Raw genomic sequence first — 16,356 nt, forward strand, 5'->3', positions numbered from 1 at the left:
CGGTGTCCGCCACGCTGCAACAGCCCTCGGCGCGCATGCGCTGGGCTTCGCGCACACAATTCTTCGCGTCGGGATTCATCTTCGCGACCTGGGGTGTCCACATTCCCACGGTCAAGGCGCACTATGACGTGTCCGAAGCCGAACTCGGCCTCGCCATGCTCGCTGCGGGCATCGGTGCGCTGCTGGGTCTCACGCAGGCCAGCCGCTGGATCGGCCGCTTCGGCGCGCGGGCAGCCGCCGGAACGAGCGGCGCCATCTATGCCCTGCTCCTGGCCGGCTTGGTGTCCATGCCGGGCTACACGGCCCTGCTGGGCCTGTTGGCCGCGTTCGGCATCGTGACAAGCGTGTTCGACGTATCGATCAACACGGAGGCCGCCCAGCTCGAACTGCGCAACGGCCAGCCCTTGATGAGCGGCATGCACGGCATGTTCAGCCTGGGCGGAATGGCCGGCGCGGTGACCGGCAGCGCCGCGCTCGCCGCGGGCATGGCTCCGACCGCGCACCTGCTGCTGGTGGCAATTGCGCTGGCCTTTGCCATTGCGCTTTCCGCGCAGTGGATGCTGCCGAAGGAAGCGACGGCGTTCGCGGCAGAAGCAGGCGGCTTTCGATTGCCGCGCGGGACCCTGATGATCCTCGGCGTACTGGCCGCCCTCGGACTGATCGCCGAAGGTGCGATCTATGACTGGAGCGTGCTGTACCTCAAGCAGGAACTGGGAAGCCCGCAGCAGCAGGCCGCCCTCGCCTACGCCAGCTTTTCGGCCGCCATGGCCGCAACGCGCTTCGCCGGCGACGCGATGCGCGCCCGCCTCGCGCCCGCCGTCCTGTTGCGCGGCAGCGCCGGCCTGGCCGCAGCGTCCATGTTGCTGGTCCTGCTGACCGATGCACCCTGGCTGGCCCTGGTCGGGTTCGCCGGCGTGGGCATGGGCTTCGCCAATGTGGTGCCGATCCTGTTTGCCGCTTCAGCGCGGGTGCCTGGTGTCGAGCCGGCACGTGGCATCGCAGCGGTTTCGGCCGCCGCCTACCTTGGGTTCATGGCGGGTCCGCCGGTGATCGGGTTCCTGGCCGAGATCAGCTCACTGACGGCGGCGCTCTACGTGGTGGTGATCTTTGCCGTTGCGCTGGCGGCATCGGCACGCTCGGCCGGTACCGCCTGATCCTCAGCTCAGTTCAGCGCAGCGCCGGCACGCTGCGCATCGCCCGCACGGACGCGTCGCCGAGAGCGGCACCGAACTTCTTCGCCAGCTTCTCGGCCACGTTGTCGCGGCGGGTGTAGTCGATGACATCCTCGGCCTTGATGACCTCGCGCGCCACGAAATCGACGTTGCCGAGTTGGTCTGCCAGTCCCAGGTCCACCGCCTGCTGCCCACTCCAGAACAGGCCGCTGAACAGCCCCGGCGTGGCCGTTTTCAAGCGATCGCCCCGCCCTTTCTTCACCACGTCGATGAACTGCGCGTGGATCTGCTCAAGCATCTGCTGCGCATGCGCGCGTTGTGCATCGCTCATCGGGCTGAAGGGATCGAGGAAGCCCTTGTTCTCGCCGGCCGTGAGCAGCCTGCGCTCGACGCCCACCTTTTCCATGAGCCCGGTGAAGCCGAAGCCGTCCATCAGCACGCCGATGCTGCCGACGATGCTGGCCTTGTCGACGAAGACCTTGTCGGCAGCCGCGGCAATGTAATAGGCAGCCGAAGCGCAGGTCTCTTCGACCACCGCATAGACCGGCTTGCCATGTTTGGCACGCAGGCGGCGGATCTCGTCGTTGATGATGCCCGCCTGGACCGGACTGCCGCCGGGCGAATTGATCAGAAGCACGACGCCTTTCGCGCCCTCGTCCTCGAAGGCTGTCTTCATGGCCGCGACCACGAATTCCGCGCTGGCATCGGCGCCGTTGGCGATCTCGCCCTTGATCTCTACCACGGCGGTATGGGCGGTGGTCTTGGCCGTGGCCGGCGTGCCGCGCGAGACGGCCAGCCAGATCAAAAAGATGAAGAAGGCCAGCCAGCTCAGCCGGACGAAGGTCTTCCAGCGGCGCGTCGCCTGCTGCTCCCGCAGGCTGGCGAAGGCGAGCTTTTCGAGCGTGGCCCGCTCCCAGCCGGGCTGTTGCGTGGGGTCGTTCTTGGCGCCGCTTCGGGACGGCGCGGCGCGCTCGAAAGGCTCGAAACCCTGCGGTTCCGTGCGGGTGGGTTCGGTCATGTCAGAAAGCCAGGGGTTGGAGGTTCCAGGCAGTATGCCAGTGCACCACGCCGTCCCGTTCGCTGAGTTCGATCTTCACCAGCCCGCCGCGGCACGGTCCGCCGGCGCATTGGCCGGTATCGGGCCGGTAGACGGCGCCGTGCGTCGCGCACAGCAGCCATCGGCCGCTGTCGTCGAAGAAGCGGTCAGGCTGGAAGTCCATTTCCATCGCCACATGGCTGCATCGGTTCAGGTAGGCATGCGGCCGGCCTTCGAAACGGACTGCGAAGGCCCGGCAGGTCTGGCCGCCATGCACCACATCGAAGGACACCGCCCGGCCGCCGTCGACCAGATCGGACGCATTGCACAGGGGGATGCAATCGCTCATGGCGGAATTGTCAAGCGTTCTCCAGCAACCATTGCCGCAACCCGGCCACCGAATGCGCCACGTACAGCGGCTGCAGTGCATCGAAGGTGCCCGGTTCGTGTGCGCCGTAGCTCACGCCCACGCTGGCGCAACCGGCGTTGAGCGCCAACTGCAGGTCGTGCGTGGTATCGCCGATCATCAGAGTGCGTTCCGCCGGCACCTCCAGTTCTTCCATCAACTCCAGGAGCATGCGGGGATGAGGCTTGCCGAAGGTTTCGTCGGCCGTGCGCGATGCGTCGAAGCGGTCGCGCAAGGCGACGGTGGCCAGCACCTCGTTGAGGCCGCGCCGCGACTTGCCCGTGGCCACAGCCAGCTTGTGGCCCCGGCCCTGAAGGGCATCGAGCATTTCCAGCACGCCATCGAACAGCACAACGTCATCCTGGTGCTTCAGGTAGTGGTACCGGTAGCGGTTGCCGAGCTCGGCGTATTTCTCGCGCGGCACATCGGGCGCTGCGCGGGCCAGCGCCTCCGCCAGTCCCAGGCCGATGACCCAGGCGGCATCGTTCTCGCTGGGCCTCGCCCCGCCCACGTCGACCACCGCAGCCTGGATGCAGCGGACGATGAGTCGGGTGGAGTCGTACAGGGTGCCATCCCAATCGAAGGCGATCAGGTCGAAGCGGCGGGAGTTCGTATCAGTCATGAGAAGAAGAAGCAGGAGCGGCGAGGTTCTCGAGCACCGGCTGCGGCATCAGCGCCTGCAGCTCGGGCGGCAGCTCGGCCTGAAGGATCAGACGTTCGCCGCTCGCAGGGTGGGTGAACCGGAGGCGCCAGGCATGCAGAAACATACGCTTCAGGCCGAACCTTTGCAGCATGCGATTCCGTTCGAAGTCGCCGTACTTGTCGTCGCCTGCGATGGGGTGGCCGCCGGAAGCCAGGTGGACCCGGATCTGGTGCGTGCGCCCGGTCTTGATGGTGACGGCGAGCAGGGAGAACTCGCCCGCCTCCAGCGGAAGCGACACAGGCGCCAGCACTTTCACCAGCGTGATGGCGCGCATGGCGTCCGGATGGTCCTTGGCAACCACACGCACGCGGCGCTCGCCGGTCTCCACCGAGCCGGGTTTGCCCGGCAGCAGGTAGCGCGCCAGCGGCGCGTCCAGCACCTTCTTGTTGGCGGGCCAACGGCCCTCGACCAGGGCGAGGTAGGTCTTGCCGGTCTCACGCTCGCGGAACTGGTCCTGCAGGCCCGTCAAGGCACTTCGCTTCTTGGCCACCAGCAGGATGCCGGAAGTCTCCCGGTCGAGCCGATGGACGAGTTCAAGGAAGCGCGACCCGGGCCTGGAGGCGCGCAATTGCTCGATCACGCCGAAGCTCACCCCGCTGCCGCCGTGAACGGCGACACCGGCCGGCTTGTCGATCGCGAGCAGCGCATCGTCTTCAAAGAGAACAGGAAACTCGCGCGCCGGGGCCGGCGCCGGGGCGTCCTGCCCGGCCGGTCGCTCGGCCATCCGCAGCGGCGGCAGTCGCAGCACGTCTCCCGCCTCCAGGCGGGTCTCGGCCTGGGCACGCCCCTTGTTGATGCGCACCTCGCCCGAACGGATGATCCGGTAGACATGCGTCTTCGGAACGCCCTTGAGCGTACGAAACAGGAAGTTGTCCAGCCTTTGGCCTGCGAATTCTCCCTCGACCGTCAGGAAGCGAACTTCTGCTGCCGCGGGGCGTGGCTTCGCACCTATAATCTTTTTCACCAGCGCGGTCTTGTAAGTGCTTGATTAATCAGAAGTTTAGAGCACTGCCAGCAGCGCTGCGAGGTCGATGCCGCTGGGGCGTCGCATCTGCAGGCCACGCGCAAATGTGCAAGGCGGCAGGCGCGGCACCCGAGTCAAGCCGACGCCCACGAAACACCGATACGGAATACCCAGCCGGCAGGCGACAAGCTGCCGGCGGATTGAAGCGAGTCCCTTGTGCTGATGCTGCTGATTCGACTGTGCCTACGCTGGCTGATGCCGGCGGCTCACGGCATTGAGTCTTCGGCAGTCCCCGTCGGCAGAGTGCCAATTGCTATAGAAAATATAGCAAGTCAACACCACATCGGCCTTGCGCCCATCCACGCGCCCCCCACCCCCTTGCTGATATCGGGCTGACGCCCGAGAGAATGTTGCTGCGCGAGCGCGGCAACCGCAGCGGGGTTGCAGCGGCAATTCCTCCTTCGTTTCGCCAGGCGCCGTCCGTGCATCGTGAGGTCCGTCATGGACCGGTGAGACACAAACAGAAGGAAACGCATCATGAAGCGGATGCTGATCAACGCCACGCAGGCCGAAGAACGCCGCCTGGCCATCGTCGACGGACAGAAGCTCCTCGACTACGAGATCGAGATCGAAGGGCGCGAGCAGCGCAAGGGCAACATCTACAAGGCCGTGGTCACGCGCGTCGAGCCGTCGCTGGAAGCCTGCTTCGTCGACTACGGCGAAGACCGCCACGGCTTTCTGCCGTTCAAGGAAATCTCCAAGCAATACTTTGCCGAAGGGGTGTCGGCCAGCCAGGCCCGCATCCAGGACGCGATCAAGGAAGGCCAGGAACTGGTGGTCCAGGTCGAGAAGGAGGAGCGCGGCAACAAGGGCGCGGCGCTCACCACCTTCATCTCGCTGGCCGGCCGCTACGTGGTGCTGATGCCCAACAACCCGCGCGGTGGCGGCGTCAGCCGGCGCATCGAGGGCGACGACCGCGCCGAGCTCAAGGAGGCGATGGACCAGCTCGAGTACCCCAAGGGCATGAGCATCATCGCGCGCACCGCCGGCATCGGCCGCTCGGCGCCCGAGCTCCAGTGGGACTTGAACTACCTGCTCAAGCTGTGGGCCGCGATCGACGGAGCAGCCAAGGGCGGCAAGGGCGCCTTCCTGATCTACCAGGAGTCGTCGCTGGTGATCCGCGCGATCCGCGACTACTTCAACCATGACATCGGCGACATCCTGATCGACACGGACGACATCTACGACCAGGCGCAGCAGTTCATGGCGCACGTGATGCCGGAGCATGCGTCCCGCGTGAAGCGGTACCGCGACGACGCGGCCTTGTTCAGCCGCTTCCAGATCGAGCACCAGATCGAGTCGGCCTACGCCCGCACGGTGCAGCTGCCCAGCGGCGGTGCGATCGTGATCGACCACACCGAGGCGCTGGTCTCGGTGGACGTGAACTCGGCACGCGCCATCAAGGGCGGCGACATCGAGGAAACCGCCACTCGCACCAACCTCGAGGCCGCCGACGAAGTGGCACGTCAGATGCGTCTGCGCGACCTGGGCGGCCTGATCGTCATCGACTTCATCGACATGGACGAGTCGAAGAACCGCCGCGAGGTCGAAAGCCGCCTGCGCGAGGCGCTGCGCCAGGACCGCGCGCGCGTGCAGTTCGGTTCGATCAGCAAGTTCGGCCTGATGGAGATGAGCCGCCAGCGCCTCAAGCCGGCTCTTTCCGAAGGTTCCTCCATCCCCTGTCCTCGCTGCGGCGGCTCGGGCCACATCCGCGACACCGAATCGAGCGCGCTGCAGATCCTGCGCATCATTCAGGAAGAGTCGATGAAGGACAACACCGCCGCCGTGCACGTCCAGGTGCCGGTGGAAGTCGCCTCCTTCCTGCTCAACGAAAAGCGCACCGAGATCGCCAAGATCGAACTCAAGCAGCGCGTCAGCGTGCTGATGGTGCCCAACAAGACGCTCGAGACGCCCAACTACAAGCTGGAGCGCCTGAAGCACGACGATCCCAGACTCGACCACATCGAGGCCAGCTACAAGATGGCCGACGAGTTCGAGGACCCGACCTCGGTCACCCGTCGCTCGCAGGAACCGACCAACAAGCAGACGCCGGTCATCAAGGGCGTGCTCCCTGATGCGCCCGCGCCAGTGGTGCCGCCCAGGCCGGAGCCCGTGCGGCCAGCGGCCGCCGCCGCGCCCGTGGTGCCCGCGCCCGCCGCGCCCGAGCCGGCCGAGGCCGGCTTCCTCGGCTGGATCAAGCGCCTGTTCGGTGGCGCCCCGGCCGCGCCGACGCCGGCACCCGCCCTTGCGGTCATTCCCGTCGAAGCGCCCAAGCCGCGCCGCGAAGGACGCAACGGCCGTGACGGCGAAGCGCGCACCGCACGCGAAGGTGAACAACGCCGCGGCGGACGCGGCGAAGGGCGTGGTCGCGACAGCGAACGCCGAGGCGGACGCCCCGGTGAGCGCCGCGAAGGAGAACGCCGCGAGGGCGAGCGCCGCGAAGCCCGCGGCGAGGCGCGCAACGGCGAGGCACCGGTGCGCGAGCCGCGCGAGGCACGTCCGCCGCGTGAGGGCGAACGCCGCGGCCGCGGCGAGCGCCGCGATGGCGAAGCGCGCCAGGCACCGGCCGAGTCGGCCGAAGCCCTGCTCGATTCTCAAGCCATGCCGGCGTTGAGCGGCCAGGCGGGCGACGAAGCCGCGCCCCCGGTGGAGCGCGCCCCGCGCGGACGCGGCGAGCGTCGTGAGCGGGGCGAGCGGCCGGCCGATGCGGTCCGCGAAGCCGACGGCGCGCCGTCCGATGCCGAACGCGCCCCGCGTGGCGCCCGCGAAGAGCGCGCCCCCCGTGGCGAACGTGGTGAGGGCCGGCGTGATCGCCGCGGCGAAGGCGCCGCGCGCACTGCGGACGCCGCATCCGCCGGCGAACTGCAAACCCCGGGCAGCGAGATGGCAGGGGAAACCGCCGGCGCCGAGGGCGCACCCCGCCGCGAAGGCGAGGAGCGACGCGGCCGTACGCGTGACCGCTATGGCCGTGACCGCCGCGAGCGCGGCCCGCGCGAGGAAACCGACGCGACGGCGGCGGCAGTGTCGTTCGATACGGCCGCCGTCCCGGCTGCCGCCGAGGCAGAAACGCCGCCGGTCAGCCAGCCCGGACGGGTCGCGGCGCCGTCCGCGGCGCCGATCGTGGTCGAAGCGCCCGCAGCGCGCTCGCGCACCCTGCCCAAGGTGCAGCCCTATACGCTGCCACTGGACGAACTCGCCCAGATCGCGGCCGGTTCCGGCCTGCAGTGGGTGAATTCCGACGCCGAGCGGGTCGCCCAGGTGCGTGCAGCCATCGACGCGGAGCCCAAGCCGGCGCATGTGCCCCGGGAGCGCCCGCCCACCATCGTCATCGACGAGGGTCCGCTGGTGCTGGTGGAAACGCGGCGCGACTTGGGCAACCTCGTGCTGCCCTTCGAAGGCGCCGGGCACGAAGCCGGCATGCGGCATTAAATCCCCCAGGCACCAAGCCGGAAGCCAGGAAGGCAGCGCAGCACCACCGCTCCGCTCGGAGTCCGAGGGCCAACGCTCAGGGCAAAAAGGCCGCGCCAGAGGTGGCGCGGCCTTTTTTTGTCTGTCGGAACCCGGCAGCGCTCATGTGCCTTCCAGAGAGCGGCTGAAGGACCTGTCCTACGTCAGCTTGTGTAATTCTTTCCAATTCATTCCGGCATACTCTATGCATGCTGCACCGCAACAGACGCTACACCGGGAAGTAAGTCACGGAACCGGTTCCGCCGTTTGTAAACAACACGCAAACGTCAACCACCGTTAACATCTTGTCATACAAAAGAACTACACTGTTGCTGAGGATGTCGCATCGCGCCGGGTGTCGGCCAGCTCGCTCTACAGAGGGCGCAGCTTACACCGTTTGGTTGGCGATGTACGTCTTTTGTTCACAAGACAAATTGCTCGACTTGTGTTCAAATTCTTGCGAATAGTAGTAAAGCGTTACACTGCCACGCATTGAGCCCTGAGGCAGCACACCCGTCACCGGGGGAGTATTAAATGTTTCGTTCTGACTCGACCGCCCATGGCAACGTGGTTCGACGCTTCACCCCGGGAAGCGGGGGCTCATCCGCGTCGCCCACGTTCGCGCAACCGCGCAAGCTCAGCACCCTGGAGCGCGCCGCCAAGCGCACCATCGACATCGTCGGTGCGTTGACCTTCTTCCTGCTCTTCGGCCCGCTTTATCTGCTGGTCGCGCTCGCCGTGGGCGTCAGCATGGGGCGCCCAGTCCACTTCTGGCAACACCGTCTCGGCGAGAGCGGGCAGCGCTTCCGCTTCTACAAATTCCGCTCGATGGTGCGCAACTCGGACGTCGTGCTCGACGAGTTCCTCAGCCGCAACGACATGGCGCGTACCGAATGGGATACCTTCCAGAAGCTGGAAAAGGACCCGCGTATTACGCCGATCGGCCAGTTCATCCGCAAGCTCAGCCTCGACGAGTTGCCGCAGTTCTGGAACGTGCTCAAGGGCGACATGAGCCTGGTCGGCCCACGCCCCTGCATGGAGCGCCAGCGCAGCCTCTACGGCAAGGGCTGGGAGCACTATTGCGCGATGCGGCCGGGCATTACCGGCCTGTGGCAGGTCAGCGGCCGCAACCGCCTGTCCTACGCCCGCCGGGTCGAACTCGACGTGGAGTACGTCAGCAACTGGTCGCTGTGGCTGGACATCAAGATCCTGCTGAAGACCGTGCGCGCCGTGGTCACCGGCGAGGGTTCGCGGTGAGCAGCGCGATCCGCCCCGTCGTCCTGTGCGGCGGCAGCGGCACCCGGCTTTGGCCTCTGTCGCGCAAGACACTGCCCAAACAATTCGTCCCGCTGATCGGCAACAAGAACCTGCTGGTGCTGACGCTGGAACGCCTGCGCCAGCTGAACCCCGAGGTGACCTGCGTCGCAGCGGAAGAGCACCGCTTCCTGGTGCAGGAGAGCATTGAAGCGGCCGACGTCAGCGGCACGCAGCTGCTCGAGCCGGTGGCGCGCAACACGGCCGCGGCAATGGCCGCGATCGCCCTGCTCGCCGAGCCCGATCAGCTGTTGCTCTTCGCGCCGGCCGACCATCACATCCCCGATGCCGAGCGTTTCGTCGCGACGATCCGCAAGGGCGTGCCGGCCGCCCTGGCCGGCCATCTCGTGACCTTCGGCGTGGAACCGACCTTCCCGAGCACCGCCTACGGCTACATCCGCCAGGGCGCCGCGCTGGATCCCGGACTCGGCGAGGAGGCGGGGCACAGGGTGGCCGCCTTCGTGGAGAAGCCCGCGGCTGCAATGGCGGAACAGTTGTTGCTGTCCGGCGGGCATCTCTGGAACGCCGGGATCCTGCTGGTCCAGGCGCGCGTGCTGATCGCGGCGCTGCAGGAGCACGCGCCGGACATCCTCCAAAGCTGCCGCCAGGCCACCGCCGCCGTCCATACGGACGGAGACTTCCTGCGCATGGATGCAGCGGCGTTCAGCCGCTGCCGCAGCCAGAGCATCGACTACGCAGTGCTCGAGAAATGCGACATGGTGGCAGTCCTTCCCTTCCAGGGTCGCTGGAGCGACGTGGGCAGCTGGAACGCCGTCGCCGACCTGCACGATGCGGACGACAGCGGCAACCGCATCAGCGGCCAGGGTTACGCGATGGGCGCGACCAACACCTTCGTCTACGCGCCCAACAGACCCGTCGTGGCATTGGGCACCAAGGACCTCCTGGTGGTCGACACGCCCGATGCACTGCTGGTCGCGCACGTCGACTGCGCCGAGCAGGTCAAGGATGCCGTGACGCTGCTCACGACCCAGGGCCACAGCCAGGCCACGCGCCATCGCCGCATTCCTCGCCCCTGGGGCGCTTACGACAGCGTGGACGATGGCGAACGCTTTGCGGTCAAGCGCCTCACTGTCAAGCCAGGCGCCCACCTGGCGCTGCGAATGCACCACCATCGCGCCGAGCATTGGGTGGTCGTCAAGGGCACGGCACGGGTGCTGTGCGACGGCCAGACCTGCCTGGTGCGCGAGGACGAGTCCATCTACATCCCCATGGGTGCAACGTACCGTCTCGAGAATGCCGGCAAGACGGTGCTCGAGGTGATCGAAGTGCAGACCGGCAGCTACCTCGGCGAAGACGACATCGTCCGCTTCGAGGATGTGCCGCCCGGGCTGCCGGACAAAGACAGAAAACTGGCCTGAACGGTCCCGTCGCGGGGCATCCGGGTTAACCTCCCTTCTGGCGTCGAGGGCCGTATCCAATGAATCAGTTCGACAAACGCATCTTCGTGGCGGGTCACCGCGGCATGGTCGGCAGCGCGATCGTGCGCTGCCTCGAAGCCCAGGGCTACCGCAACATCATCACGCGCACGCGTGCCGAACTGGACCTGACGGACCAGGCGGGCGTACGCGCCTTCTTCGCCGAGGAGAAGCCCCAGGAGGTCTATGTGGCCGCGGCCAAGGTGGGCGGCATCCACGCCAACAACACCTACCCTGCAGAGTTCATCTATTCGAACCTGATGGTCGAGGCCAACGTGATCCACGAGGCCTGGCGCACCGGCGTCGCCAAGCTGCTGTTCCTGGGCTCCAGCTGCATCTACCCTCGCCTCGCCCCGCAGCCCATGGCCGAGGACGCCCTGCTCACCGGCAAGCTCGAGCCGACCAACGAACCCTACGCGATCGCCAAGATCGCCGGCATCAAGCTGTGCGAGAGCTACAACCGGCAGTATGGCTGCGACTTCCGCAGCGTCATGCCGACCAACCTCTACGGGCCCGGCGACAACTACCACCCCGAGAACAGCCACGTGCTGCCCGCCATGATCCGGCGCTTCCACGAGGCCAAGATGGCCGATGCGCCCTCGGTGGTGATCTGGGGCACGGGCTCGCCCAAGCGCGAGTTTCTCTACGTCGAAGACATGGCCCGCGCCTGCGTGCACGTGATGGACCTGTCGCGCGAGGCGTACGCGGCGAACACCGACGTGTCCGTCAGCCACATCAACGTGGGCACCGGCGAAGACCTCTCGATCGCCGAGCTTGCCAGCCTGGTGAGCGAGGTGGTGGACTACCAGGGCGAGATTCGCTACGACACCAGCAAGCCCGACGGCACGCCCCGCAAGCTGCTGGACGTTTCTCGCATGCACGCGCTCGGCTGGCGGCCACAGGTCGGGCTGCGCGAAGGCATCGCGCGGGCCTACGAGGATTTCCGCAGCGAAGAACTCGTGGCGTCCTGAGGAGCCGCGCACACGTGATGACCGCCACTGCGTTCTCCCTCATTCCGCCCGGCACGGGGGGCGTGCGAGACTACGCGTCCGCCGTGGGCCATCCGCTCCACGCACCGCTGATGGAGTTGAAGCACGACACCGACACCGCCTCGCTCTCCGGCGAATTCGTGCTGCTGCACTTCAGCGGCTACGGCTTCCAGAAGCGCGGCGTTCCCCTCTGGCTGGTGCGCCGCATCCGCAGCCTGCGCTCGCAGTTCAAGGCCGTGGGCGTCGTCTTTCACGAGCTCTTCGCGTCCGGCCCGGTCTGGGGCTCGGCTTTCTGGCTCAGCGGCGTTCAGCAGCGCATCGCGCGCGAACTGCTGCTGCTGTCCGACTTCTGGCTCACCAATCGCGAGGACTCGGCCCACTGGCTGCTGTCCCATTCGAAGACCGCGCCCCACAGCGTCCTGCCCGTGTTCTCGAACGTCGGCGAGCCCGACACGATCGACACCGAACGCGAACGCCGCGTCGTCGTGTTCGGCAGTTCGGGCATCCGCGCCCAGGTCTATGAATGGGGCGATGGCGAGATCTTCCGCAGCGCCCGCCACAACGGCCTGGCCATCCACGACATCGGCCCCGCCATGCCCGAGGGCCCGCTGGCGCAGCGCATGGCGCGCGAAGGCGTGGTGGCCCACGGCAAACTGCCGGCCGAAGCGGTGAGTGCCGCGCTCGCCGGCGCGGAATACGGCGCCCTGGCCTATCCCGCCGACTACGTGTCGAAAAGCAGCATCTTCGCGGCCTACTGCGCGCACGGCGTGTGCCCCGTCCTCCTGGCCGGGGACTACAGCCAGCACGATGGCCTGACGGCCGACGTGCATTACCTACGCGGCTTCGACGCGCTCGGTGTGGACCGCCTCGACGCGCGCACCATCGGCCGCGAGGCTCACCGCTGGTACGCGCCTCACCGCATCGACGCCCATGTGTCGGCACTGCGGACCATGGCGAGCGAGGTGCGCCGATGAGCCGCGCGGCCACTCCCAAAGCGAATGCCGCAACGCCACGCGCGGAGGGGATCTTTTGAGCGCCATCGCATCCACCGCCATCCCCCAGGCCGCGAGCCGGCCGGCGACGATGAGCCGCGCGGGTAAGCTGTTCCTCGCCGTCTTCCTGATCATCGTGTTCGAAGGCGCGGTGCGCAAATGGGTGTCGTCCGCCTCGACGCTGCCCCTGATCGGGCTGCGCGACTTGCTGGCACTGATGCTGGTGGTCTACGCCTGGCGCCATGGGCACCTGCGGCGCCACAAGAAGATCACCGCCGTCATGGTCGCGTGGACCTGCATGGTCATGGGCTGGGGCCTGCTCCAGCTGGTGGGCGGCGAGAGCACGCCCGTCGTGTACGTGATCGGCCTGCGCTTCTGGCTGCTCTACACCTGGTTCGCGGTCGCCGCGGCCGCCTCCATGAACGAGTCGGACTACCGCGCCGCGATCATGGCCGCCGCCCTCGTGATGCTGCTGCTGGCGCCGCTGGCGATCGTGCAGCACTACTCACCGCCGGGAGCCCGCATCAACACGCAGCTCGACGGCGATGAGGACACCGTGTTCGTCGCCGTGGTGGGCGTGGTCCGCACCACCGGCACCTTCAGCTTCACCTCGGGCTACGCGACCTACCTGACCATGGTGGCCCCGCTGGTGTTCGGCATCCTGGGCGCGCGCAAGCGCAACAAGATCCAATGGCTGTTCGGACTGGCCGTGTTCGGCGCATTCGCTGCCGGCGCGCTGGTGAGCGGGTCCAGAACCGCGGCCATCACCTCGGCCGGCATGCTGGCCGCCTTCCTACTGGGCCGGCTGCTGTTCTCGAAGGCACGCAACAAGGTCGGTGCGGCGGCGGCCGTCGTGGTGATCGGCCTGTTGACCGCGATCTTCGCCTACGTGTTCCGCGACGCCATCGGCGTCACGCAGACGCGTTTCGAACAAGCCGCGGCCGCGGAAAATTTCGGCGAACGGGTGCTCACCGTGCTGTTCGGCGAGCCCTGGGTGCTCGACCTCATCTCCTGGCTGGGCTATGGCGTGGGCTTCGGCTCCAACCTCGCCACCTATGTGCGCACCGGCTCGACCGACGTCTTCGCGCTGGCTGAAGCCGAAGGCGGCCGTATCCTCATGGAGGCCGGCCTGCTCGGCTTCGCCTACATCGCGCTCAAGTACGTGGTGCTGGCGCTTGGCGTGACGCGTAGCTTGAAGATCTCGATCAGCACCAATTCGCCCTATCCCCTGCTGGTGTGGCTGACCACCGCTCTGGCGGTGGTCAGTTGGCCCGCGCTCGGGCAGCTGACCGCCAACGCCCTGCTCGGGCTCATGCTCGCCTACGCTCTCCTGCTGTTCCGGTTTCCGAGGCTCGAGATCTTTCCGCCGCGCGCCTCGCGATCGTGAGACTGCTGCACCTGGTCCCCTCCGTCGATCCCCAGGGCGGAGGCGTCATCGAGGGGGTGCGGCGCGTGCAGGAGGCACTGGCCGCGCAAGGCCACACCGGCGACCTCGTCAGCCTGGACGACCCGCGGCACCCCTGCGTCGCCGCGCACCCCGGACCGGTGATCGCCACCGGCCCGTCGCGCGGCGGCTACATGTACAACGAACGCCTGCTGCCCTGGCTGAAGGCGCATGCCGGCGACTACGACGCAGTCATCGTCAACGGCCTGTGGCAGTACATCGGCTTCGCCGCGTGGCGCGCCCTCCATGCATCGCCCACGCCTTACTTCGTCTACAGCCACGGCATGCTGGACCCGTGGTTCAAGCGCCGCTATCCCCTCAAGCACCTGAAGAAGTGGCTCTACTGGCCCTGGGGCGAATACCGCGTGCTGCGCGACGCGGCCGCCGTGGTCTTCACCTGTGAGGAGGAGCGTCTGCTCGCGCGGCAGTCCTTCTGGCTCTACCGCGCGCGCGAGGTGGTGGGCTCCTACGGCACCAGCGCGCCGCCGGACGACGGCCCGCGCCAGGCCGAGGTGTTCTTCTCCGCCTACCCTGCGCTGCGCGGCCGGCGCGTGCTGCTCTTCCTCGGCCGCATCCACGAAAAGAAGGGCTGCGACCTGCTGATCGAGGCGTTCGCGCGCGTGGCGGCGCAGGCGCCCGACCTGCACCTGGTGATGGCCGGTCCCGGCGACGAAGGCCTGACGCGCCAGCTTCAATCCCGCGCCGACAGCCTGGGCGTGGCGGACCGCATCAGCTGGCCCGGCATGCTGTCGGGCGACCTCAAGTGGGGCGCCTTCCATGCCTGCGAGGTCTTCTGCCTGCCCTCCCACCAGGAGAACTTCGGCATCGCGGTGGTCGAGGCGATGGCCTGCGGCCGGCCGGTGCTGATCAGCGACAAGGTCAACATCTGGCGCGAGATCGCCGAGGACCGGGCCGGCTTCGTCGAGCCGGACACGCTCGAAGGCACGACGGCCCTGCTCCAACACTGGCTGGCCGCCACGCCGGCCGACCTCGATGCCATGCGCGACGCCGCCAGGCGCTCCTTCGCGCGGCGCTTCCGGATGGAGCAAGTGGCGCAGAAGCTGGTCGACATCATCCGCACCTACGCCCCGCCCTCCGCGCGTGAACCCGCGCGGCCTGCCCGCACATGAAACTGCTCGTCTACGGCATCAATTTCGCGCCGGAACTCACCGGCATCGGCAAGTACACCGGGGAGATGGTGGCCTGGCTCGCCGCGCACGGGCATGAGGTGCGCGTGGTGACGGCGCCCCCCTACTACCCCGACTGGAAGGTCCGGCCCGGCTTCCACGCGGGGCGCTACGTCCAGCACGAATGGCAAGGCGCGCGGGTCGTGCGCACGCCGCTGTGGGTGCCGCGCAAGGTAACCGGCACCAAGCGCCTGCTGCACCTGGCGAGCTTCGCGCTCTCCAGCATTCCGGCCCTGCTGGCCCAGTGGCACTGGAAGCCCGACGTGGTGTGGGTCACGGAGCCGCCGCTGTTCTGCACGCCCGGCGCGCTGGCCTTTGCCCGCCTGCGCTCCGCCAAGGCGTGGCTCCACATCCAGGACTACGAGGTGGACGCCGCCTTCGAGCTGGGCCTGCTCAAGGGCGCCCGCACGCGTGCCTTCGTCGCCGCGGCCGAGCGCTGGCTGATGGCCCGCTTCGACCGCGTCTCCACCATCTCCCAGCGCATGCTCGAACGCGCGCGCAGCAAGGGCACCGAGGACGCGCGGCTGGTTTCCCTGCCCAACTGGGCCGACGTCTCCGCCATCCAGCCGCTGCAGGGCCCCAGCCCCTACCGGGCCGAGCTGGGCATTGCCGACGATGCGGTGGTGGCGCTCTACTCCGGCAACATGGGTGCCAAACAGGGCCTGGAACTGCTCGCCGAGATGGCGCAGATGCTGCACGACCAGCCGGATCTGCAGTTCGTGTTCTGCGGCAACGGCGCCGGCCGCGCCGACCTCATGAAGCGCTGCGAGGGGCTCACGAACGTCCGCTTCCTCGACCTGCAGCCGGTCGAGCGCCTGGGCGATTTCCTCGGCCTGGCCGACATCCACCTGCTGCCCCAGCGCGCCGATGCGGCGGACCTGGTCATGCCCTCCAAGCTGACCGGTATGCTCAGCAGCGGCCGCCCGGTGGTGGCCGGCGCCCGCCCGGAGACGGAGCTCGGCAAGGTGACGGCCGAATGCGGCATCGCCGTGCCGCCCGACGACACCCGCGCGTTCGCGGACGCCGTGCTGGCCCTGGCCTCCCAACCCGAGCGCCGCCGCGCCCTGGGCCTGCAAGCGCGCGCGGTGGCCGAGGCGCGCTTCGACCGCGACGCGGTGCTGGCGCAGTTCGAGCGCGATCTGCTGGCCTGCGTCACGCGCGGTGAACCGGCGCTCAGCAGCCGCTGAAGCTCCGTGACGCTGTAAC

13 protein-coding genes are annotated in these 16,356 nt (G+C 67.9%); 9 read left to right on the plus strand and 4 right to left on the minus strand.

What is annotated here, in order from left to right; genetic code table 11:
- The first annotated feature begins 2 nt into the window (after nucleotides 1-2).
- Entirely contained in the window at nucleotides 3-1,154 is a 1,152-nt protein-coding gene (locus ABEA07_RS00510) for an MFS transporter (protein WP_345535169.1), read from the plus strand.
- A gap of 13 nt (nucleotides 1,155-1,167) precedes the next feature.
- Here the strand turns inward: ABEA07_RS00510 and ABEA07_RS00515 are convergent, their stop codons facing one another.
- Genes ABEA07_RS00515 through ABEA07_RS00530 form a run of 4 tightly spaced genes read right to left on the minus strand, consistent with a single transcriptional unit; the run spans nucleotide 1,168 to nucleotide 4,281 of the window.
- Nucleotides 1,168-2,190: a S49 family peptidase gene (locus tag ABEA07_RS00515; RefSeq protein ID WP_345535170.1), complete on the minus strand. Its 1,023-nt coding sequence runs from the start codon at nucleotides 2,188-2,190 to the stop codon at nucleotides 1,168-1,170.
- A gap of 1 nt (nucleotide 2,191) precedes the next feature.
- Nucleotides 2,192-2,557, minus strand: coding sequence for a Rieske (2Fe-2S) protein (locus tag ABEA07_RS00520; RefSeq protein ID WP_345535171.1), 366 nt, complete (start codon nucleotides 2,555-2,557; stop codon nucleotides 2,192-2,194).
- Between the two features lie 10 nt (nucleotides 2,558-2,567).
- Nucleotides 2,568-3,236 (minus strand): HAD family hydrolase, encoded by a 669-nt coding sequence (locus ABEA07_RS00525; RefSeq protein ID WP_345535172.1) that lies wholly within the window; start codon nucleotides 3,234-3,236, stop codon nucleotides 2,568-2,570.
- A complete protein-coding gene (locus tag ABEA07_RS00530; protein ID WP_345535174.1) occupies nucleotides 3,229-4,281 on the minus strand; it encodes an RluA family pseudouridine synthase in 1,053 nt (350 codons plus the stop codon). The genes ABEA07_RS00525 and ABEA07_RS00530 overlap by 8 nt, the downstream gene beginning before the upstream one ends.
- Before the next feature lie 537 nt (nucleotides 4,282-4,818).
- On the opposite strand from ABEA07_RS00530, the gene ABEA07_RS00535 reads away from it, so the two are divergent.
- The 8 genes from ABEA07_RS00535 to ABEA07_RS00570 all read left to right on the plus strand — a co-directional run bounded on the left by ABEA07_RS00535 (nucleotide 4,819) and on the right by ABEA07_RS00570 (nucleotide 16,337).
- Nucleotides 4,819-7,770, plus strand: coding sequence for an Rne/Rng family ribonuclease (locus tag ABEA07_RS00535; protein ID WP_345535175.1), 2,952 nt, complete (start codon nucleotides 4,819-4,821; stop codon nucleotides 7,768-7,770).
- Nucleotides 7,771-8,322: 552 nt separating this feature from the next.
- Nucleotides 8,323-9,045 (plus strand): sugar transferase, encoded by a 723-nt coding sequence (locus ABEA07_RS00540; RefSeq protein WP_345535176.1) that lies wholly within the window; start codon nucleotides 8,323-8,325, stop codon nucleotides 9,043-9,045.
- A complete protein-coding gene (locus ABEA07_RS00545) occupies nucleotides 9,042-10,481 on the plus strand; it encodes a mannose-1-phosphate guanylyltransferase/mannose-6-phosphate isomerase (protein ID WP_345535177.1) in 1,440 nt (479 codons plus the stop codon). The genes ABEA07_RS00540 and ABEA07_RS00545 overlap by 4 nt, the downstream gene beginning before the upstream one ends.
- Before the next feature lie 59 nt (nucleotides 10,482-10,540).
- Entirely contained in the window at nucleotides 10,541-11,509 is a 969-nt protein-coding gene (gene fcl / locus ABEA07_RS00550) for a GDP-L-fucose synthase (protein ID WP_345535179.1), read from the plus strand.
- 17 nt (nucleotides 11,510-11,526) lie between these two features.
- Nucleotides 11,527-12,501, plus strand: coding sequence for a hypothetical protein (locus ABEA07_RS00555; protein WP_345535180.1), 975 nt, complete (start codon nucleotides 11,527-11,529; stop codon nucleotides 12,499-12,501).
- 55 nt (nucleotides 12,502-12,556) lie between these two features.
- Entirely contained in the window at nucleotides 12,557-13,906 is a 1,350-nt protein-coding gene (locus ABEA07_RS00560) for a hypothetical protein (RefSeq protein ID WP_345535181.1), read from the plus strand.
- Nucleotides 13,903-15,093, plus strand: coding sequence for a glycosyltransferase (locus ABEA07_RS00565; protein ID WP_345535183.1), 1,191 nt, complete (start codon nucleotides 13,903-13,905; stop codon nucleotides 15,091-15,093). The genes ABEA07_RS00560 and ABEA07_RS00565 overlap by 4 nt, the downstream gene beginning before the upstream one ends.
- Complete coding sequence (locus ABEA07_RS00570; RefSeq protein WP_345535184.1) at nucleotides 15,090-16,337, plus strand: glycosyltransferase WbuB; 1,248 nt, start codon at nucleotides 15,090-15,092, stop codon at nucleotides 16,335-16,337. The genes ABEA07_RS00565 and ABEA07_RS00570 overlap by 4 nt, the downstream gene beginning before the upstream one ends.
- The last annotated feature ends 19 nt before the right edge of the window (nucleotides 16,338-16,356 follow it).

Source organism: Variovorax defluvii, from assembly GCF_039541515.1.
Taxonomy (GTDB): domain Bacteria; phylum Pseudomonadota; class Gammaproteobacteria; order Burkholderiales; family Burkholderiaceae_C; genus Variovorax; species Variovorax defluvii.

Bases quoted from the DNA above. Each gene is read 5' to 3' on its own strand.
- ABEA07_RS00515 (WP_345535170.1), bottom strand. From the start codon at position 2,190: ATGACCGAACCCACCCGCACGGAACCGCAGGGTTTCGAGCCTTTCGAG.
- ABEA07_RS00520 (WP_345535171.1), bottom strand. From the start codon at position 2,557: ATGAGCGATTGCATCCCCCTGTGCAATGCGTCCGATCTGGTCGACGGC.
- ABEA07_RS00525 (WP_345535172.1), bottom strand. From the start codon at position 3,236: ATGACTGATACGAACTCCCGCCGCTTCGACCTGATCGCCTTCGATTGG.
- ABEA07_RS00535 (WP_345535175.1), top strand. From the start codon at position 4,819: ATGAAGCGGATGCTGATCAACGCCACGCAGGCCGAAGAACGCCGCCTG.
- ABEA07_RS00540 (WP_345535176.1), top strand. From the start codon at position 8,323: ATGTTTCGTTCTGACTCGACCGCCCATGGCAACGTGGTTCGACGCTTC.
- fcl (WP_345535179.1), top strand. From the start codon at position 10,541: ATGAATCAGTTCGACAAACGCATCTTCGTGGCGGGTCACCGCGGCATG.
- ABEA07_RS00555 (WP_345535180.1), top strand. From the start codon at position 11,527: ATGACCGCCACTGCGTTCTCCCTCATTCCGCCCGGCACGGGGGGCGTG.
- ABEA07_RS00570 (WP_345535184.1), top strand. From the start codon at position 15,090: ATGAAACTGCTCGTCTACGGCATCAATTTCGCGCCGGAACTCACCGGC.